The sequence below is a fragment of the Polaromonas sp. genome (assembly GCF_043778355.1).
GTDB lineage: Bacteria > Pseudomonadota > Gammaproteobacteria > Burkholderiales > Burkholderiaceae_C > Polaromonas.
Genome location: NZ_JAYWHI010000054.1, coordinates 11,472 through 30,123, shown reverse-complemented (window position 1 = coordinate 30,123; position 18,652 = coordinate 11,472). Strand labels below are relative to the sequence as shown.

General features: G+C 62.1%; 18 protein-coding genes. 11 read left to right on the top strand and 7 right to left on the bottom strand.

Features of this window, described 5'->3' with window-relative positions; all coding sequences use genetic code 11:
* Nucleotides 1–6: 6 nt before the first annotated feature.
* Nucleotides 7–561, bottom strand: coding sequence for an SsrA-binding protein SmpB (gene smpB, locus ACH2CW_RS08990; RefSeq protein WP_395057248.1), 555 nt, complete (start codon nt 559–561; stop codon nt 7–9).
* 318 nt (nt 562–879) lie between these two features.
* Here smpB and ACH2CW_RS08985 point away from each other — a divergent pair, with 318 nt between their 5' ends.
* Complete coding sequence (locus ACH2CW_RS08985; protein ID WP_395057246.1) at nt 880–1,326, top strand: type II toxin-antitoxin system RatA family toxin; 447 nt, start codon at nt 880–882, stop codon at nt 1,324–1,326.
* 9 nt (nt 1,327–1,335) lie between these two features.
* Nucleotides 1,336–1,665: an RnfH family protein gene (locus tag ACH2CW_RS08980; RefSeq protein ID WP_395057244.1), complete on the top strand. Its 330-nt coding sequence runs from the start codon at nt 1,336–1,338 to the stop codon at nt 1,663–1,665.
* Here the strand turns inward: ACH2CW_RS08980 and ACH2CW_RS08975 are convergent.
* Nucleotides 1,659–2,228: a DUF4124 domain-containing protein gene (locus ACH2CW_RS08975; RefSeq protein WP_395057242.1), complete on the bottom strand. Its 570-nt coding sequence runs from the start codon at nt 2,226–2,228 to the stop codon at nt 1,659–1,661. The genes ACH2CW_RS08980 and ACH2CW_RS08975 overlap by 7 nt on opposite strands.
* A gap of 146 nt (nt 2,229–2,374) precedes the next feature.
* Between ACH2CW_RS08975 and guaB the strand changes: the two genes are divergently transcribed.
* Together guaB and guaA are read left to right on the top strand one after the other, a co-directional pair.
* Nucleotides 2,375–3,844, top strand: a complete 1,470-nt coding sequence (gene guaB / locus ACH2CW_RS08970; RefSeq protein WP_395057240.1) for an IMP dehydrogenase — start codon at nt 2,375–2,377, stop codon at nt 3,842–3,844.
* Between the two features lie 125 nt (nt 3,845–3,969).
* Nucleotides 3,970–5,589: a glutamine-hydrolyzing GMP synthase gene (gene guaA, locus ACH2CW_RS08965; protein WP_395057238.1), complete on the top strand. Its 1,620-nt coding sequence runs from the start codon at nt 3,970–3,972 to the stop codon at nt 5,587–5,589.
* Nucleotides 5,590–5,653: 64 nt separating this feature from the next.
* On the opposite strand, the gene ACH2CW_RS08960 is transcribed toward guaA, so the two are convergent.
* The gene (locus ACH2CW_RS08960; protein ID WP_395057236.1) at nt 5,654–6,550 is read right to left on the bottom strand and encodes a dienelactone hydrolase family protein; all 897 of its coding nucleotides are present in this window, start codon (nt 6,548–6,550) and stop codon (nt 5,654–5,656) included.
* A 200-nt stretch (nt 6,551–6,750) separates the two neighbouring features.
* Between ACH2CW_RS08960 and ACH2CW_RS08955 the strand changes: the two genes are divergently transcribed.
* A complete protein-coding gene (locus tag ACH2CW_RS08955; RefSeq protein WP_395057234.1) occupies nt 6,751–7,773 on the top strand; it encodes a GlxA family transcriptional regulator in 1,023 nt (340 codons plus the stop codon).
* Nucleotides 7,774–8,087: 314 nt separating this feature from the next.
* Here the strand turns inward: ACH2CW_RS08955 and ACH2CW_RS08950 are convergent, their stop codons facing one another.
* The 4 genes from ACH2CW_RS08950 to ACH2CW_RS08935 form a co-directional block, all read right to left on the bottom strand.
* Nucleotides 8,088–9,416 (bottom strand): TRAP transporter large permease, encoded by a 1,329-nt coding sequence (locus tag ACH2CW_RS08950; protein WP_395057232.1) that lies wholly within the window; start codon nt 9,414–9,416, stop codon nt 8,088–8,090.
* Nucleotides 9,413–9,970, bottom strand: coding sequence for a TRAP transporter small permease subunit (locus ACH2CW_RS08945; RefSeq protein ID WP_395057230.1), 558 nt, complete (start codon nt 9,968–9,970; stop codon nt 9,413–9,415). Before ACH2CW_RS08945 ends, ACH2CW_RS08950 begins: the two co-directional genes overlap by 4 nt.
* A 76-nt stretch (nt 9,971–10,046) precedes the next feature.
* Nucleotides 10,047–11,117 (bottom strand): C4-dicarboxylate TRAP transporter substrate-binding protein, encoded by a 1,071-nt coding sequence (locus ACH2CW_RS08940; RefSeq protein WP_395057228.1) that lies wholly within the window; start codon nt 11,115–11,117, stop codon nt 10,047–10,049.
* Between the two features lie 87 nt (nt 11,118–11,204).
* Complete coding sequence (locus tag ACH2CW_RS08935; RefSeq protein ID WP_395057226.1) at nt 11,205–11,933, bottom strand: TetR/AcrR family transcriptional regulator; 729 nt, start codon at nt 11,931–11,933, stop codon at nt 11,205–11,207.
* Nucleotides 11,934–11,996: 63 nt separating this feature from the next.
* On the opposite strand from ACH2CW_RS08935, the gene ACH2CW_RS08930 reads away from it, so the two are divergent.
* From ACH2CW_RS08930 to tadA, 6 genes are all read left to right on the top strand, one after another.
* Nucleotides 11,997–12,659, top strand: a complete 663-nt coding sequence (locus ACH2CW_RS08930) for a carbon monoxide dehydrogenase subunit G (protein WP_395057224.1) — start codon at nt 11,997–11,999, stop codon at nt 12,657–12,659.
* A 10-nt stretch (nt 12,660–12,669) separates the two neighbouring features.
* Nucleotides 12,670–13,521: an FAD binding domain-containing protein gene (locus tag ACH2CW_RS08925; RefSeq protein ID WP_395057222.1), complete on the top strand. Its 852-nt coding sequence runs from the start codon at nt 12,670–12,672 to the stop codon at nt 13,519–13,521.
* A 15-nt stretch (nt 13,522–13,536) separates the two neighbouring features.
* Complete coding sequence (locus tag ACH2CW_RS08920; RefSeq protein ID WP_395057220.1) at nt 13,537–14,022, top strand: (2Fe-2S)-binding protein; 486 nt, start codon at nt 13,537–13,539, stop codon at nt 14,020–14,022.
* Complete coding sequence (locus ACH2CW_RS08915; RefSeq protein WP_395057218.1) at nt 14,019–16,436, top strand: xanthine dehydrogenase family protein molybdopterin-binding subunit; 2,418 nt, start codon at nt 14,019–14,021, stop codon at nt 16,434–16,436. Before ACH2CW_RS08920 ends, ACH2CW_RS08915 begins: the two co-directional genes overlap by 4 nt.
* Nucleotides 16,437–16,557: 121 nt before the next feature.
* Complete coding sequence (locus tag ACH2CW_RS08910; RefSeq protein WP_395057216.1) at nt 16,558–17,205, top strand: FMN-binding negative transcriptional regulator; 648 nt, start codon at nt 16,558–16,560, stop codon at nt 17,203–17,205.
* Between the two features lie 60 nt (nt 17,206–17,265).
* Nucleotides 17,266–18,651 (top strand): tRNA adenosine(34) deaminase TadA, encoded by a 1,386-nt coding sequence (gene tadA, locus ACH2CW_RS08905; RefSeq protein WP_395057214.1) that lies wholly within the window; start codon nt 17,266–17,268, stop codon nt 18,649–18,651.
* Nucleotide 18,652: the final 1 nt, after the last annotated feature.

Here is an 18,652-nt window from a genome sequence, read left to right as displayed (position 1 = left end):
GGCCGCTCAGCGGCTGCGCGACTTCATGGCGCGTTCGACCTCACGCTTGCCTTCGCGGTCCTTGATGGTGTCGCGCTTGTCGTGTTCGCCCTTGCCCTTGGCCAGCCCGACCTCGCATTTGACCTTGCCGGCTTTCCAGTGCAGGTTCAGCGGCACCAGGGTGTAGCCTTTTTGCTCGATCTTGCCAATCAGTCGCTTGATCTCGTCCTTGTGCATCAGCAGCTTCTTGGTGCGCACCGAGTCCGGCCGGATGTGGGTAGACGCGGTACCCAGGGGATTGATCTGGCAGCCGATGATGAACAGCTCGCCGTTGCGGATCACGACGTAACCGTCGGTGAGCTGCACCTTGCCTTCGCGCAGTGACTTCACTTCCCAGCCTTCAAGCACCATGCCGGCCTCGAAGCGCTCCTCAATGTGATAGTTGAACAGCGCTTTTTTGTTGTCGGCAATACGCACGGCCGCAGCAGCAGCTTTAGGCGTGAGGTTGATGGCGGGCTTGCCGGTGGATTTTCCGGAAGAGGCGGCGGCCGGTTTTTTGGAGGATGCTTCTTTGGTGGCCATATGTGAAAAATAAGGGCGGCACCGGGGCCTGTGCACCCTTGTTTTTGTAAGTGCGAAAGTGGTTAAAACGGTGCCAATCAAGGCGCGCGACGACGGTCAGACCATGCTCTGACCTAGGAGTGCAACGCCGAGTGGTGCCGTTTTAACCCCTTTCCCTCCGGGTTGCGGCCAAAAATGCCGTGCGCGGCGTTGCGAAGCCTCGCTGGAGTCCACTCCAGCTTCATTTCGCGCCTTGCTCACGGCATTTTGGACTCGCAACGCATCTTACAAAAATAAGGGTGAACAGGCCCAATACAATCGGGCGCAGCCCCTGATTGTATGAAAACCGTCCACAAGTCCGTCCTGATCTGGTACAGCGCAGCCGAAATGTTTGCCCTGGTCACCGATGTCGCCAGTTATCCGCAGTTTCTGCCGTGGTGCGACCAGGCCGGCGTGGTGGAGGAAGACGAGCACGGCATGACGGCCAAGGTAGGCATCTCGTTTGCAGGACTGAGCCAGAGCTTCACCACCCGCAACACCCATGTGACCGACCGCAAGGTCTCGCTCAAGCTGGTGGACGGACCCTTTTCCAAACTTGACGGCCACTGGGATTTCACCCCGCTGGGCGACGGCAGCCAGCGCGCCTGCAAGGTCAACTTCAGCTTGCGTTATGACTTCGACAACGCGGCGCTGGCCGCGCTGGTGGGCCCGGTGTTCGACAAGATCGCCGGCAGCATGGTGGACGCCTTTGTCAAGCGCGCAACGCAGGTGTATGGCGAAAGCTGAAAGCGGGCCATGAACATTGTGTTGGTGTATTCGCCGGCACCGCGCCAGGTGCGCGAGTGGGCGCTGGTGCTGCCGCCAGGCTGCACGGTGGCACAGGCGATTGAAATCAGCGGTATCTTGACCGAATGCCCGGAGCTCGCATCGGGCAAGCTGGCGCTTGGTATCTGGGGGCGTAAAACCAGCTTGATGCAGGTTCTGCAGGCGCAGGACCGGCTGGAAATTTACCGCCCGCTGCGGGTGGATCCCAAAGTCGCGCGGCGCGAGCGTTTCAGCAGCCAGGGCGTTAAAAAATCAGGGTTGTTTGCCCGCAAGCGGGCAGGGGCCAAGGCCGGTTACTGAGCGGCGGGCCTGTTGCAGTCCCGCTCAACCACGGCCTGCACACGCTTGAGCTCTGCGGCTCGGGTGTTGTCGTCCATGATTTCGCGTTCACCCTTGGCATTGGTGCTGGCGATGCGCACGCCTGACTGAAAGGAGGCGACGGCCTTTTTGGCGCGCTCGCAGTTTTCGGCCTGGGCCTGGGCAACTTTTTCTTCCTCAGCCTTTCTTTTGGCTGCAGCTTCTTGTTCAAGCTTCTTTTTCTTCGCCTCCAGCTCGGCATCTTTGCCGGAAATTTTCGGGGTGTTCGGGTCCACTTTGGGTTTCGCGGCGGCTGCTGCAGGCGCTGCGTCGGCAGTGGTGCTGGGCGCGTCCGTCGATTCGGCAGGCATCACGGGCAAGGCCGCACGCCGGCCGCCAGGTTGTTTGAGGATGTCTTTTTCCTGGATGTCTGCCGGTGGCGGGCGGTCACTGAATACCTTGCGGCCGTCCTTGCCCACCCACTGGTACTGAGCTGCTGCAGACAGCGCAAAAGCCCAGCCGGCCAGAGCCAGGATCAGATGTTTCGGCGAGATTTTCAAGTCCATGCTTTCCAGTGTAGCGTTGACCCGCCCCGACAGTGCAGGGCGTCCGTGAAGACGTGGCGTCTTTTTGTAACGCGGTCCGATGCAGGGTGGGCCACAGGGTTTGTACCGACCGGCGCGGGTACAATCGTGTTTTTGGAGCCATCCCTATGCGCCTACTCGGCAAAGCGCTCACCTTCGACGACGTATTGTTGGTGCCAGCGTTCTCCCAGGTCCTGCCCAAGGACACCTCGCTTTCCACCCAGTTTTCCCGAAATATCCGCCTGAACCTGCCGCTGGTGTCGGCCGCCATGGACACGGTCACCGAAGCCCGGCTGGCGATTGCCATTGCGCAGGAAGGTGGCATTGGCATCGTCCACAAAAACCTCACACCCCAGCAGCAGGCGGCCGAAGTCGCCAAGGTCAAGCGTTACGAAAGCGGCGTGCTGCGCGACCCGGTGGTCATCACGCCCACTCACACGGTGCGCCAGGTCATGGCCATGAGTGAGCAACTCGGCATCTCCGGCTTCCCCGTGATCGATGGTGGCCGCGTGGTCGGCATCGTCACCGGCCGCGACATGCGTTTCGAGTCGCGCATGGACGTGCCGGTCAGCACCATCATGACGCCGCGCGAGCGCCTGATCACGATTTCCGAGACCGCGTCGCTGGCCGATGCCAAGGCGCTGCTGAACAAACACCGGCTCGAGCGCGTGCTTCTGGTCAACGACAACTTCGAGCTCAAGGGCCTGATCACCGTCAAGGACATCACCAAACAGACCACCTTCCCGAACGCCGCGCGTGATTCACACGGCCAGTTGCGTGTGGGCGCAGCCGTCGGGGTAGGTGAGGGTACGGAAGAACGCGTTGAAGCGCTGGTGAAAGCCGGCGTCGATGCCATCGTGGTTGACACCGCCCACGGGCACAGCAAGGGCGTGATCGACCGCGTGCGCTGGGTCAAACAGAACTACCCGCAGATTGACGTGATTGGCGGCAACATCGCCACCGGCGCGGCTGCATTGGCCCTGGCCGAGGCCGGCGCTGATGCCGTCAAGGTCGGTATCGGCCCCGGCAGCATCTGCACCACGCGCATCGTCGCCGGTGTCGGCGTGCCGCAGATCATGGCCATCGACAACGTCGCCACCGCCTTGCGCGGCAGCGGTGTGCCGCTGATTGCCGACGGTGGTATCCGTTACAGCGGCGACATCGCCAAAGCGATTGCCGCAGGCGCTGGCACCGTGATGATGGGCGGCATGTTTGCGGGCACCGAGGAAGCGCCTGGCGAAGTGGTTCTGTTTCAGGGGCGCAGCTACAAAAGTTATCGCGGCATGGGCAGCATAGGCGCGATGCAGCAGGGCAGCGCCGACCGTTATTTTCAGGAGGCCACCACCGGCAACCCGAATGCGGACAAGCTGGTGCCCGAGGGCATCGAAGGCCGCGTGCCCTACAAGGGCTCCATGGTTGGCATCATCTACCAGATGGCCGGCGGATTGCGCGCCAGCATGGGTTACTGCGGCTGCGCCACCATCGAGGACATGCGCAACCAGGCCGAGTTTGTTGAAATCACCACAGCCGGCATCCGCGAGAGCCATGTGCACGATGTGCAGATCACCAAGGAAGCCCCCAACTACCGGGCTGATTAATGCCCCCACGTTCGCTTACTGCGTGTAGCTCTCTGCCCCCCGAGGGGGCGCATTTTTCCTTGGGGCGGCCCGGCGGAAAAACTGTCCTGTTTATGCGGCGCCGACAAAGTTCGCACTGATCAACCATGCAGCACCAGAAAATCCTCATCCTCGATTTCGGCTCCCAGGTCACCCAGCTTATCGCGCGGCGGGTGCGGGATGCCCATGTGTTTTGCGAAGTCCATCCCTGTGACGTGACCGACGACTGGGTCCGTGATTACGCCAAGGACGGCATGCTCAAGGGCGTGATCCTGTCCGGCAGCCATGCCAGCGTTTATGAAGACAGCACTGACAAGGCGCCTGCCGCCGTCTTCGAGCTCGGCATCCCGGTGCTCGGCATCTGCTACGGCATGCAGACCATGGCGCACCAGTTGGGCGGCAAGGTTGAAAGCGGTCACAAGCGCGAATTCGGCTCTGCTGACGTTCGTGCCCGCGGCCACACGGAACTACTCAAGGACATCGCCGACTACACCACGCCCGAAGGGCAGGGCATGCTCGACGTCTGGATGAGCCACGGCGACAAGGTCACCGAGATGCCACCCGGCTTCAAGCTCATGGCTTCCACCGAGTCCTGTCCGATTGCCGGCATGGCCGATGAGGCACGCCGTTTTTATGCGGTGCAATTCCACCCCGAGGTCACGCACACCAAGCAGGGTAATGCCATCCTCACGCGTTTTGTGCTGGACATCTGTGCCACCCGTCCGGACTGGATCATGGGCGACTACATCAGCGAAGCCGTCGAGAAAATCCGCCAGCAGGTGGGTAGCGAGGAAGTCATTCTCGGCCTGTCCGGTGGCGTCGATTCCTCGGTGGCGGCCGCGCTGATTCACCGCGCCATCGGCGACCAGCTGACCTGCGTGTTTGTCGATCACGGCCTGCTGCGCCTGAACGAGGGCGACATGGTGATGGACATGTTTGTCGGCAAGCTGCACGCCAAGGTCATCCGGGTTGATGCCGCCGCGCAGTTCCTCGGCCACCTCGCCGGGGTCAACGAGCCCGAAGCCAAACGCAAAATCATCGGCCGCGAATTTGTCGAGGTGTTCAAGGCCGAGGCCGCCAGCCTTAAGGCCGGCGGCGCCGACGTGAAAGGAGCCAAGTGGCTGGCCCAGGGCACGATTTACCCCGACGTGATCGAGTCGGGTAGCGCGAAGAGCAAAAAGGCCGTGGTCATCAAGAGCCATCACAACGTCGGCGGCCTGCCCGAGCAACTCGGCCTGAAGCTGCTGGAGCCGCTGCGCGAGCTGTTCAAGGACGAGGTCCGTGAACTCGGTGTGGCGCTCGGCCTGCCGCATGACATGGTGTACCGCCACCCGTTTCCCGGACCTGGACTTGGCGTGCGCATTCTCGGCGAAGTCAAAAAGGAATACGCCGACCTGCTGCGCAAGGCCGACGCCATCTTCATCGAGGAGTTGCGCAACTTCAAGGATGCGGAGAGCGGTAAAAGCTGGTACGACCTGACCAGCCAGGCTTTTGCCGTGTTCCTGCCGGTGAAAAGTGTCGGCGTGATGGGCGACGGCCGCACCTACGACTACGTGGTGGCCCTGCGCGCGGTGCAGACCAGCGACTTCATGACGGCCGACTGGGCCGAGCTGCCGTATGCGCTGCTCAAGAAGGTCTCCAGCCGCATCATCAACGAGGTGCGCGGTATCAACCGCGTGACCTACGACGTGAGCAGCAAGCCGCCGGCGACCATCGAATGGGAGTGAGCCGTTCTAAAGACCTGCCCAGTTGTTGTCCGGGCAGGTTATTCATACGGCGCTCTTTAGGGTTCTAGGCGCCGTGCTTTTTCAGCCAGTCGCTAGCTAACTTTTGCGCGTAAGTCGCTGCGGCTTTGTCGTAGCTCGGACGGTAATCGGCGTTAAAGCCGTGGTCTACGGTTGGAAACACCACGATTTCTGACCCACTGCCACTTTTGTTGATCAGGCCACGCATTTTTGCAATGGTTTCCTGCTTTACAAATGCGTCAATGCCGGAATACAAGCCAAGCACGGGCACCTTGATTTTGTCGCCGTAGTCAATCGGGTCTTGCGGGCGCAGTGTGGGTTCTTTGAAGCCGTCAAGCAGGCCGTAGTAGCTGATGGCGGCCTTGAGTTTCGGGTTGTGGTTGGCGTACACCCAGGCGATTCGCCCACCCCAGCAATAACCCACCAACGCCGTGCGCTCGGTGTTGGCAAATTTGCTGGCTTTGGCGAAGGCAACTGCGGCATCAAGATCGGCGCACACTTGCGCGTCGGGCACTTTGCTGACCACGGTGCTGATGATGGTCCCGATGTCAGAGAGCTTGCTCACATCGCCCTGACGGGCATACATCTCGGGCGCAATCGCGTAGTAACCTTGTTTGGCGTAGCGGCGGCACATGTCCTTGATGTGCTCATGCACGCCAAAAATTTCCTGAACCACCAGCAAAGTAGGATATTTGCCGGGTTTGGCAGGCCGCGCCACATAAGCCGGAATTTCTCCGTCGGCTACTTTTACCTTGACCTCACCCGCAACCAAGCCTTTGCTATCGGTGACGGTGGCCTGCGCCAGCACGGGGTTTGAGGCGGCCACAAATCCGGTGATCAACGATGTCAAAGCAAAGGTGCGACGGTCAACACCCGTTGAAGGGGTTAGCGCTTGGGCGTTATTGAAGTCGAGGGGTTTGAGACCGTAGTCCATCAGTTTCATAGCTGCTCCTGGGGTTGCTTGCGCATTCGGGATGAATGCGCTTGGTTGTTGACGAGAACTCAACTGCTTTAGAGTTTCAGCCCGATATGAAATGCTTGCTAGATGGCTAACTAGACCATTACCGTGCAATACTCGCCAACATGCAATGCCCCAACGCCCAAATTCGCGACTCGCTTCGCGAAGCTCCGTCGGCAAGGCCCGTGAAAACCGTGGTTATTTTGGGTTTTGAAGATTGTTTGCCTTCGGGCTTGGTGGGCTTGGTCGACTTGTTCTGGATGGCCAACCAGGCCAATCTGCCTTCAAGCCCGGTCGCCGATGTTGGCCGCGGCGGCACCGCTACGGCGGTGCATGAGCAAGCCGTGCAGTTTCGGGTCACAACGGCCAGCGTCAATGGCCAATCGTTGCGCGATGGCATGGGTCGCAGTATTGCGGTTGATGCCCATGTGCAAGACATTGGCGATTGCGATGCGGTGCTGATTCCAGGCCTGATTCGGGGTGCAAACAGCATTCCAAAGGCCGAAGAGCTGGGGCCCGTTGCTGCGTGGCTCCGGCAGCGCCACCAGCATGGCAGCGTGGTGGCAGGCTCGTGCGCAGGTGTGTTTGTGCTCGGAGAGTCGGGCCTGCTGACCCAGCGCCGATGCACCACCACCTGGTGGCTGCATGATGAGTTGACGCGCCGCTACCCTGAGGCTGATGCTGTATGGGGATCGGCCCTGATTGAAGACGATGGGGTGGTCAGCGCGGGTGGCCCCATGAGCTGGATTGACATGGCTTTGCACATGATTCGCCGCCTCGGCGGGGCAAACGTCGCCAAGCGCACGGCCGACTTTGCGGTGATTGACAACCCGACACTGACCCAAGCCATGTATGCGCCCAAGCGTTTTGTGAACGATGTGGACTCTTTGCTGCTGAATGCCGAGCAAGCGGTACGTCAGGCTCCGGTGGACATGACCGCGACCCAGTTGGCAAGATCGCTGGCCTTGAGCGAGCGCACCTTGCATCGACGCTTGAAAGCGCTGACGGGCGAGGCTCCCAAGGCCTTTATTACCCGCACCAGGCTTGAAATGGCCAAAACATTGCTCGATGCGCCGCGTGCCAGCATCAAACGCACGGCACAGCTTTGCGGCTACCAGGACGAAAGCAGTTTCAGGCGTGCCTTTGTCAAGTTTGCGGGCATGAGCCCCAGTGCCTATCGACACTGGGTGGCCGCCAGGCAGGCATAGAAGCAGGTCCCGAACATTCGGCGGGCGATAAGCGAGAAGCCAGCGACTTGATATCGGCAGCTTCTTCGCATGCTTCAGCCATGTACCTCTCTCCCCCATTCAAGCGAGACCGCGCCCAGGCAGCGGCGCCGCTCAACAAGTCCCCGTTTGCCAGCCTGATCAGCGTGCCGAGGCCCGCCTGCCGTATGTGACCCATTTGCCGCCGCGTTTTGAGGAGCGCCCTTCGACAAGCTCAGGATAGTCGGACGACGTCTGCTCGGGCACGTCGCAAAACGCAATCCGCACTGGCGCGACCTGCTTCCTTCGAAAATCACTCAAGTCAATGCCAGCACCATCTGCGGGTAGGCAGCAATCACCAACAGCACCATCAGCATCACGATCACGTAGGGCATGCTTCCGGCAAAAATGCTTTCCACCGAAACCTTGGGATCGTTGAGTGTGGACTTGACCGTGAACACCGAGATACCGAAGGGAGGAGTGAGCAAGCCGACCTCCACCGCGATCACGGTGATGATGCCGAAGTGGATCAGGTTGAAATCAAGTCCGGCTGCAATTGGCACTGCCACCGGGGTCATGATCAGCAAGATGGAGCTGGAGTCCAGGATCATGCCCAGCAGCAGCAGGATCAGGACATACAGAAACAGGAAACCGTAAGGGCCGAGGCCTGCGTGCTGCACCAACTCGCTGATGGCCGAGGGTACCCCTGCAACCGACAGCATGCGGCTGTAGAAACCCGCAGCCACCAGCAGTATCAGGATACCTACCGACACCGCCCCAGTTTCGGTGAGCACGCGCCACAGGTTACCGCCGCCGATCTTGCGCCGCAGAATGGCAATGATGAAGGCGCCGAAGGCGCCTACGCCCCCCGCTTCGGTGGGCGTGAAAAATCCGGAGTACAGCCCCCCTAGCACCAGAGTCACCAGCGCTGCGATGGGCACCAGCTTGGAAAACATCTCGGCTGTGGACAGCAGACGTGCTGAGCTGCGCTCGGCCGCGATTTCGGCCTGGCGTTTGAGGTCAAACACCAGGCCCGGAGTGAACCGGGCCATCAGCATGATCATGACGGCGAAAGCGGCGGCCATCATAAAGCCGGGAATGATCCCTGCAATAAAAAGCTTACCGATGGACTGTTCGGCCAGTACCCCGTAAATGATGAGCAGCAGGCTCGGTGGAATCATCATGCCCAGTACCGAGCTGCCGGCCACCGTGCCGGCGGCGAAGCTGGTGCGGTAGCCATGGCTCACCATTTCAGGCACGGCCACGCGGGTGAACACTGCCGCAGAGGCGATGGATACGCCGGTGACGGCGGCGAACACGGTGTTGGCCGCTACAGTCGCCACGCCCAGGCCACCCCGCAGACGCCGAAGCAAGGTTTCGGCCACGTCAAAAGTGTCCTTGCCGACGTTGGAGATCGAGACCAGCAGGCCCATCAGCACGAACAGTGGAATGGTGGCAAAGATATAGTCGGCCACGCCGTTGTAGGCCGAGAGGTACATCAGTCGCATGGCCATACCGACGTCTTCGCGGATGAGCCAGATGCCGGCAAAGCCGACAGCGGTGAGGGCGACCGCGATATGCAGGCCGATCAACACCAGGAAAACCAGTGCGCCTATCAGGAGCCCGCCGAGGGCGAGTTCACTCATGCGTATGCTCCGGTGGAAGGTGGCTGACGCAGCAGCGAGGGAATGCAGGCCAGGTAAGCCAGAGCGGCTGCCACGGAGCCCAGCACGATGAGCGCCCGGAAAGGCCAGGTGACCACGGTGAATACCCCTTGCACACCAAAATATTCCTTGATCTTCACGGCTGCGGTGAGTTCGGGCCAGGAGATGGCGGCCAGAGCGAAAAAGAGCAGCGCGCCAACGAGCACGTTGAGCACCTCCAGCACCTTGACAGCACGCGGTGAACGCTTGTCGATGATGCGCAGAAGGAAGTCACTGCGGGTCATGCGGCCGGAGCAGATGGCCGCGGCCAGTTGGAGGAACACGATGGAGGCGACTGAGCGGGCGGCGAACTCGGCCACGCCGGTGATGGGTGCGTCGAAAAAATTTCGACCGAGCACATCGGCCACGATCAACAGCATCATGAGAAAGATCCACACCGTGCCGATGGCGGCCAGTACGTTAGCCAGGCCCTGCAGGGGGTTCTTGAGACCTGCGACCGCAGGGGTTTCGCTGGCAAAGTCGGGTTCGTTGTGCACAGGTCACCTGTGAAAGCTGGGAGACAAACCACCTGGCGGCGCGAGGCGCGACCAGGTGGAGGAGGCGGGAGATTGATCAGCGATTTTGCAGATCCCAGTCGCGCAGGGGTTTCACGCCACGCGCGCGCAATTCGTCGAAGTAAGCCTTGAGCACCTGCTTGCCCGGCTCGCCCGTGCCTTGCAGCCAGGGCGCCACAATGTTGGGCAGGCCGTTGACCCACTTGGTCTTTTCGGCCTGAGGCAGGTCGGTAATCTGCAGGCCGGCGGCCTTCATGGTGTCGAGCGCGGCGTTGGCAGTCTTGGTGACGTGTTTGCCGTGCGCTACCGAGGTCGCTTTGCCGGCCTTGAGCATCGCATCCTGTACTTCCTTGGGCAGGCCATCAAAGAACTTCTTGTTCACCGCCACGCTACCGAAGTACATGGCGCCGATGTCCACACGCGTCAGGTTTTTCGCGACCTCATACACGCGTGCGGGACCGATGCCGCTGGCAAACGACAGGGCGCCGTCGGTCACGCCGGTCTGGATATTGGTGTAGTAAGTGGTCAGCGCGCCGTCCACAGGTGTGGCGCCGGTTTCGCGCATCCAGTTGGCCGAGGTGCCGGGCGCATTGATACGCTTGTTCTTCAGGCTGCCCATGTCCCTGACGGGAAACGTGGCGTAGATGTCGTAACTGTCGGTAATCAGCGAGGACAGCGGAATCATGTTCTGTGCGGTCCAGCTGTCGCGAAGGGCGGGCACGGTGGCGTTGAGCTTGTCGAAGATCTCGATCAACTGTTCGTGGTTGGTGGTGGCGAACGGAGTGAAGTAGGTCACGTTCTGCAATGGCATTGCGGAGTTTTCCCAGACCGTGCCCACCATGCCAACGTCCACGATGCCGTCGCGAACGGCGGCACGGGTATCGGTAAACTTGTAGAGCGTTCCGCCGTAGTTCTCTCGCCAGCGCACTTCGTATTTGGCGCCACTGCCCTTGAGAAGACGGTCCACCTCGGGCTGGAACACCTCCTTCATGGCAAAGGCCCATATATTGGTGGTGGGGTGACTGGAGCCGATATTGACCGTGACGCGCTGCTGTGCCAGCGCGGACCCGACAGTCATGGCGGCGCCCAGGGCGAGCAGGGTCGCAACGGCAATTTTCTTGAGTTTCATATTGTCTCCTTGGGGTTGTCATGGCCGAAGTTTCAGCCGGGTTGGCAGGGTGCCGGCGCCTCCGCACCAGCTTCATCAAAAAAAAGGTCAGCGTCTGGCGCGGCGCTTGAGCGGGTTACGGTTGATGTCGGCGAACAAATCGCGGCTGGCGTTCAGATAGGCACACACCCGGTCGCGAACCAGATGTTCGTCGTACCCCTCGTGGACGATTTCGCTGTAGACGTCCTGCGCATAGATCCAGCGGCGCATCGTGATGTAGAAAAAACCGCCGTGCAAACCCATGAGAAGCTCGATCTCGCGCTCACTGGGTTTGGCCCGACTGACCAGGCCGCGAAAGCGGCGTGTTTCACGGATAAGCCGCGGGAACAAGCGCGTACGCAGCATGGAGAAAAACCGGTCGGTAATGGTGTGATCGGTCAAGCCCGAGAACACCAGAATGCGCACGAACTCCCGCGAGAGTGTGGTCGTCACGTATTCCAGATAGAAGGCCGTTAGCTTATCTTCCACCGGCGTGTCGGGGTTGTCGAGCTGGGCGTTCCATTCTTCACGCCAGCGCCCCTCAAACACTTCAAGGTAGACACGATCGACCAGCGCCTGCTTGGTGGGGAAATAGTGGTAAAGCAACGCATGCGTAACGCCGATGCTCTTGGCCAGGTCGCGCAACTGGCCGCCGAAGCCATGCACGGAAAAAAACTGGATTGCGCCATCGAGGATCTGGCGCTCGCGTTCTGCGACACCCAGACGGCGGCGTGCCGGTGCTTCCGGGGCCTGTTTTTTGGCCTGCTTTGCCTTGTCAGGGTTTCTCTGGATGCGCACGCTATTTACCAATGGGTTAACTATTCGTATCATTGTTGATCTACTGGTAAATAAAAAATACCCGTGAAAACCCGAGGATTTGAAGACATGGAATTGACTGGAGATATCCTGATCGGCGCACCGCGCGAGAAGGTCTGGGCTGGACTGAACGACCCCGACATCCTGACACGCTGTATTCCGGGCTGCGAAGGCATGGAGGCCACCAGCCCGACCGAGCGCACCGCGCGCGTGGCGGTGAAGGTGGGCCCGGTGCGAGCCCGCTTCGTGGGCCATGTGCGCTTGGAGGACATCCGGCCCAACCAAGGCTGCGTGCTGCGTTTTCAGGGTTCTGGCGGCGCGGCGGGCATGGCCAAAGGGCACTCGAATGTGGAGCTCACCGACGAAGCCGGCGGCACACGGTTGCGCTACAGCGCCCAGGCCTCAATTGGCGGCAAGCTGGGTCAGGTGGGGGGGCGCATGATCGACGCGGCCTCCAAGCAGATGGCCGACCAGTTCTTCACCGCATTCAACCAGCAGATGGTAGCTGGGGCGACGGCAGAAGCCGCTGAAGCAGCGCCGTTAGCGGCCGTACCAGACGCTACCGACCCAGCCGCGCCTGCTCCACGGCGTACCGCTCAGCCACCTCAACCAGTCGCCAGCGATGAGGGTTTGCGGGTGTTGTGGTTCCTGCTTGGGTCCCTGTCCACAGGCTTCGGTGTGTGGATTGCTTCCCGGTTGACTTCCTGAGGACTGTTTCATGAAAGCCGCTGCCTTCGACTATGTCAAGCCTGCCTCCATCGACCAGGTCCTCGCGCTGCTCCATACGCACGGCGACGACGCCCGTATGCTCGCAGGAGGCCAAACGCTGATGGCTACCCTGAACATGCGCCTGTCAGAACCGCAGCTGGTGATCGATATCACTGGCATTGACTCCTTGCGCGGTATCAGCGTGCAGGGCCCGGTGCTGCGCATCGGTGCGCTGACCACGCATACCGACATTGAGTTAAGCCCGCTGGTGGCGCGCCACGCACCGCTGCTCAAGGCGGCCGCGCCCCACATCGCACACCGGGCCATACGTAACAGAGGTACCTGGGGCGGCTCTATTGCCTACGCCGATCCGGCGGCCGAGTGGCCCACCTGCCTGCTGGCGCTGGGCGGCACCGTCATTGCGCGCGGCCCTCGGGGCGAGCGCCGCATCGCAGCCGACGACTTCTTCACCGGCCTCTACAGCACTGCGCTGCAGGTCGACGAGCTGCTGGTTGCCTGCGAGATTCCACTGGCGGGCGCTGACCACTGGTCTGGCTTCAGTGAGCTGGCGCGCCGCCACGGCGACTACGCCATCGTGGGGCTGGGTGTCACGGCGCGACGCAAAGGCCCGGCCTTGCATGACCTGCGCATTGTGGTGTTGGGTGTAGACGTCATGCCGGTGCGCGCCCGCCAGACCGAGGCCCTGCTGGAGGGGCATGCTCTGGGCCTGTCCACCGTGACCCAGGCCGTGGCCAGCCTGCGCAGTGAGATCGAGCCGCTGCCCGACCTGACCAACACCTCCGCCACAAAGCGCTACCTGGCGGGTGTGTTGCTGCAGCGCATGCTGCCCATCGCCGACTGAGCCCCGAGGAAACCCATGGCAGACCTGTACCCAATCAAATTGACCGTCAACGGCAAGCTGCACCAGTGCAGCGTGCAACCACGCACCCATCTGGTGGATTTCCTGCGTGAGGACCTCGGCCTCAAAGGCAGCCACCTCGGCTGCGAACACGGCGTGTGCGGAGCCTGCACCGTCGAGCTCAACGGCCAGATTGTGCGCGGCTGCCTCACGCTGGCCGTGCAGGCCGACGGGGGCGTGGTGCAGACCATTGAAGGTGTCAGCCAGTCGGGCTTGATCCGCGATCTGCAAGAAGCTTTTGTGCAGCGCAACGCCCTGCAGTGCGGCTTTTGCACCTCGGGTATGTTGATGGCAGCCAAAGAGCTGGTGGAGCAGATGCCCGATGCAAGCCGTGTCGAGGTGCGCGACTGGATCTCAGGCAACTACTGCCGCTGCACCGGGTACCACGCCATCATCGACGCGATCTGCGACGTGCTGAAACAACGCAAGGAGGCCACCGCATGAAACGCGACACCGTCAACCTCGAACCCGGCGTGGATCACACCCAGGCACTGTCCCCGGTCAATGACGATCAGCGCTACATCGGCGTCTCCGTGCCACGCGGCGGCATTGAGCGCCTGACTCAGGGCCTGGGCCAGTACGTGGACGACATCGAGCTTCCGCGCATGGCCCACGTGGTCTTTTGGCGCAGCCCGGTGGCGCACATGCGGATCACGTCGGTCAACGCGGAATTCGCCCGCGCCATGCCCGGTGTGCTACTGGTAGCGGACGGGCAGGACCTGGCCAGGGTCTGCAAGCCATGGGTGGCGACGCTGGGCCACCTCGCCGGCATGAAATCGGCCCCGCAGTACGCGCTGGCGCTGGAGCGCGCCTGTTGGCAGGGCGAGCCGGTGGTGGCGGTGGTGGCTGAGACCCGCGCCGAGGCCGAAGACGCGCTGGCCTACGTGCAGGTGGACTGGGAAGAACTGCCCGCCGCCACCGACATGCTGACGGCGCTGGATCCCGCCACCCCGCTGATCCACCCTGAGCTGGGTGACAACCTGTGTTTCACCCGCAGCCTGGACGTGGGCCAGGTCGACGAGACCTTCGCCAGTGCCGACGTGGTCGCCGCCATCGACTTCGAGTTTGGCCGCCACACCGGCGTGACCCTGGAGCCGCGTGCGCAGATCGCGCACTGGAGTCCGGCCGACCGGCGCCTGACCGTGTACCACTCCTGCCAGGCGCCGCACATGATGCAGGACCTCTATGGCCGTCAGTTCGACCTGCCGGCCAGCGCCATCCGCGTGGTGTGCAAGGACGTGGGCGGCTCGTTCGGCATCAAGGTGCACGCCTACCCCGATGACTTCGCCACCGTGGCGCTGTCCATCCTGCTGGGCCGTCCGGTGAAGTTCGTGGCCGACCGGCTGGAGAGTTTCACCAGTGACATCCATGCGCGCCACCACCACATCAAGGCGCGCATCGCCGTCAACCGCGACGGCGAAATTCTTGGCTTCGACATGGAAGACCTCACCGGTATCGGTCCGTACTCCATGTTCCCGCGCACCAGCGCCATTGAAGGCAACCAGGTGGTCAACCTCGTAGGTGGCCCTTACAAACACAAGCACTACCGCGCAAAGCTCGACGTGGTGTTCCAGAACAAGACGCCCACCTGTCAGTACCGCGGCGTGGGCCACCCCATCGCCTGCGCCGTGACCGAGGCGCTGGTGGACCTGGCAGCGCAGAAGATCGGCATGGACCCGCTGACGATCCGGGAACTCAACGTGATCCCCGACGACGCTTATCCCACCGCGGGCGCCTCCGGCATCAAGCTGGAAATCCTCTCGCACCAGGCCAGCTTGAAGAGGCTGCGCGAGCTGATGAACTATGACGCGCTGCGTACCGAGCAGGCTGCGTTGCGCCGGCAGGGGATCTTTCGGGGCATCGGCTTTGCTACTGTCATCGAGCTCACCAACCCCAGCGCGGCGTTCTACGGGGTCGGCGGTGCACGTATCGCCTCACAAGACGGTGCCACCGTGCGACTGGACCCCGAAGGCCACATCACTGTGCTGATTGGGGTGGGCGAACAGGGCCAAGGCACCGAAGGCATTTACCAGCAAATTGCGGCTGATGCGGTGGGTGTGGACATCAGCAAGGTGCGCGTTGTCACCGGTGACACCGACGCCACGCCCTACGGGGGAGGCACCTGGGCCTCCCGCGGGGCGGGTATCGGCGGTGAAGCCGTGCTGCTCGCCGGCCAGGCCCTGCGCGAGAACATCGTGAAGGTCGCTGCCATCATCCTCAAGCGCGAGGATCGCACTCTGGCGGTGCGTCGGGACCGCATCGTCGACGCCAAGACCGGCGAAGAGCTGTTGCCCCTGGCCGAGCTGGGCCGCATAGCGTATTTCCGCTCCGACACATTGCCGGCCGAGTTCACGCCGGAACTCATGGTCACGCGGCACTACGCGCAGCGCGATTTTCCCTTCATCTTCACCAACGGCGTGCAGGCGTCCTACGTGGAGGTAGACCCCGACACCGGCTTCGTGAAGCTGCTCAAGCACTGGGCGGTCGAAGACTGCGGTCGTGTACTCAATCCCATGCTGGTGGACGAGCAAATGCGCGGCGCCATCGTGCAGGGCATCGGCGGCGCGCTGTTCGAGGAATGCCTCTACGATGACAGCGGTCTGATGGTTAACGCCAGCATGGCCGACTACCTGGTGCCGATGTCGGCCGAGATGCCTGACATCGAGGTGGCCCATATCCAGACGCCCACCGCCACATCGAAGCTGGGCGCCAAGGGCGCGGGCGAGGCCGGTACCGCAGGTGCGCCGGCTGCGGTGATGAACGCCATCAACGACGCCATTGCACCGTTCGATGCACACGTTTTCTCGCAGCCGATCACGCCGCAGAAGGTGCTGCGGGCGCTCGGGAAGGTGCGCTAAAAATCCATCGACCTGAAACGACGTTGGTCCTGACGATCCTGCCCGATTCAACCAGCGAGGCTTTATAGAGAGGGGAAGGGCGAGCGCCCTAAAATTGGCAATTTCACCGCATACTTCCGCCATGTACATGCCCCCTCAATTCAGCGGCGATCGTGCCCAGGCTGCGGCGCTGATGACCGAGCACCCCTTCGCCAGCCTGATCGGCGTCGATGACGCCGGTCTACCCTATGTCACGCATCTGCCATTGCACCTCGAACCGCGCCCTTCGACAAGCTCGGGGCAGCCGGACTTTGTGCTGCTGGGCCACGTCGCCAAACCCAACCCGCACTGGCGTTACCTGCAGGCCAGGCCCCAGGCCGTGGTGACCTTTCTCGGGCCGCATGCCTACATGTCGCCCAAGGTCTACCCTGATCTGGCGCGCGTGCCGACCTGGAACTATCTGGCTGTGCATTGCACCGTGCAGGCGACGCTGATCGAAGACCCGGCAAGCAAGGACGCGCTGCTGAAAAAACTCATTGGTGACCACGAGCCGCCGTATGCCGAGCAGTGGCGCGGGCTCGGCGAGGAGTTTGCGCACAAGATGCTGGCCGGCATTGTGGCTTTTGAGCTGCAGGTGACCGACCTGCAGTGCAAGGTCAAACTCAACCAGCACCGCAAGGAATCCCATGACGCGATGAGAGCTGTTTATGCCGCAGGGTCTCCCGATGAGCAGGCGCTGGCCCGGTGGATGGACCGCCTGGGCATGGGTGCCGCAGATCCTGAAAAATGAACAAAATCAGCCTCCAGCCCATGACCGGTGGTCGTGAGCAGCTATCAAAAAGGAAGCGTTGTGAGTGACTGGGACTTCATGCGCCTGGCGCTTGCGCAGGCGGCGCAGGCGGCTGCAGCCGGTGAGGTTCCCGTCGGGGCCGTGCTGGTGTACCAGGGTCAGGTCATCGCCACGGGGCGCAATGCGCCTATAGGTGACCAGGATCCGACGGCGCACGCCGAGATGCTGGCTTTGCGTGCCGGTGCAGCGGCACTGGGCAACTACCGGCTGGAAGACTGCGAGCTGTTTGTGACGCTGGAACCCTGCGCCATGTGCTCTGGCGCCATGTTGCATGCCCGGCTCAAACGTGTGGTGTTCGGTGCGTCAGACCCCAAAACCGGCGCCGCGGGGTCGGTGCTCAACCTGTTCGGGAGCGCGCAACTCAATCACCAGACACAAGTGCAGGGCGGGGTGCTCGCGGAGGAATGCGGCGCCGCGCTGCAGAATTTTTTCAGGCAGCGGCGGGCCGTGCAGCGCGAAGAAACACGCGCTGCCCACCCGCTGCGCGATGACGCCCTGCGCTCGCCTGACGCGGCGTTTGAAGGCTTGCCCGGCTACCCGTGGCAGCCCAACTACCTCGCCGATCTGCCGTCACTGGCAGGTTTGCGCATGCACTACCTTGACGAAGGCCCGTCTGAAGCGGGTTTGACCTACCTGTGTCTGCACGGCAACCCGGCCTGGAGCTATCTATACCGCAAGATGATGCCGGTCTTCCTTGAAGCCGGCCATCGCGTGGTGGCGCCCGACATGACTGGCTTCGGCAAAAGCGACAAGCCCAAGAAAGACAACTTCCACAGCTTTGATGGTCACCGGCAGAACCTGCTGGAACTGGTCGAGCGGCTGGACCTGCGAAACATTGTGCTGGTGGTGCAGGACTGGGGCGGCCTGCTCGGCTTGACCTTGCCGATGGCTGCACCCGAGCGTTACCGCGGCTTGCTGGTCATGAACACCACGCTGGCCACGGGCGAGCAGCCGCTTTCTGCGGGCTTTCTGGCCTGGCGTGAGATGTGCGCGAGAAATCCAGAATTTGATGTGGGCCGGCTGTTTTCCCGCGGCAACCCGCAGATGAACGCTGCCGAATGCGCCGCCTACAACGCACCTTTTCCCGACAAGGGGCACCGCGCCGCCTTGCGCGCTTTTCCGCCCCTGGTGCCGGAGTTTGCGGATTCACCCGGCGCTGCCGTCTCACGGCAGGCCAGGGCTTTCTGGCGCGACCAGTGGCAGGGCCAGACCCTGATGGCGGTTGGTGCGCAGGACCCGGTGCTGGGCCTGCCGGTGATGCGCGAGTTACAGGCCTTGATACGGGGGTGCCCGGAGCCGCTGATCGTCGAGAGCGCCGGGCATTTTGTGCAGGAACATGGCGAACCGATTGCGCGGCAGGCGGTAGGTTTCTTCGGCCAGGCCTGAA

Excerpts from the sequence above, each read along its gene's own strand:
- smpB (WP_395057248.1), bottom strand. The coding sequence starts at position 561 with ATGGCCACCAAAGAAGCATCCTCCAAAAAACCGGCCGCCGCCTCTTCC.
- ACH2CW_RS08985 (WP_395057246.1), top strand. The coding sequence starts at position 880 with ATGAAAACCGTCCACAAGTCCGTCCTGATCTGGTACAGCGCAGCCGAA.
- ACH2CW_RS08980 (WP_395057244.1), top strand. The coding sequence starts at position 1,336 with ATGAACATTGTGTTGGTGTATTCGCCGGCACCGCGCCAGGTGCGCGAG.
- ACH2CW_RS08975 (WP_395057242.1), bottom strand. The coding sequence starts at position 2,228 with ATGGACTTGAAAATCTCGCCGAAACATCTGATCCTGGCTCTGGCCGGC.
- guaB (WP_395057240.1), top strand. The coding sequence starts at position 2,375 with ATGCGCCTACTCGGCAAAGCGCTCACCTTCGACGACGTATTGTTGGTG.
- guaA (WP_395057238.1), top strand. The coding sequence starts at position 3,970 with ATGCAGCACCAGAAAATCCTCATCCTCGATTTCGGCTCCCAGGTCACC.
- ACH2CW_RS08960 (WP_395057236.1), bottom strand. The coding sequence starts at position 6,550 with ATGAAACTGATGGACTACGGTCTCAAACCCCTCGACTTCAATAACGCC.
- ACH2CW_RS08950 (WP_395057232.1), bottom strand. The coding sequence starts at position 9,416 with ATGAGTGAACTCGCCCTCGGCGGGCTCCTGATAGGCGCACTGGTTTTC.
- ACH2CW_RS08940 (WP_395057228.1), bottom strand. The coding sequence starts at position 11,117 with ATGAAACTCAAGAAAATTGCCGTTGCGACCCTGCTCGCCCTGGGCGCC.
- ACH2CW_RS08925 (WP_395057222.1), top strand. The coding sequence starts at position 12,670 with ATGAAAGCCGCTGCCTTCGACTATGTCAAGCCTGCCTCCATCGACCAG.
- ACH2CW_RS08920 (WP_395057220.1), top strand. The coding sequence starts at position 13,537 with ATGGCAGACCTGTACCCAATCAAATTGACCGTCAACGGCAAGCTGCAC.
- ACH2CW_RS08915 (WP_395057218.1), top strand. The coding sequence starts at position 14,019 with ATGAAACGCGACACCGTCAACCTCGAACCCGGCGTGGATCACACCCAG.
- ACH2CW_RS08910 (WP_395057216.1), top strand. The coding sequence starts at position 16,558 with ATGTACATGCCCCCTCAATTCAGCGGCGATCGTGCCCAGGCTGCGGCG.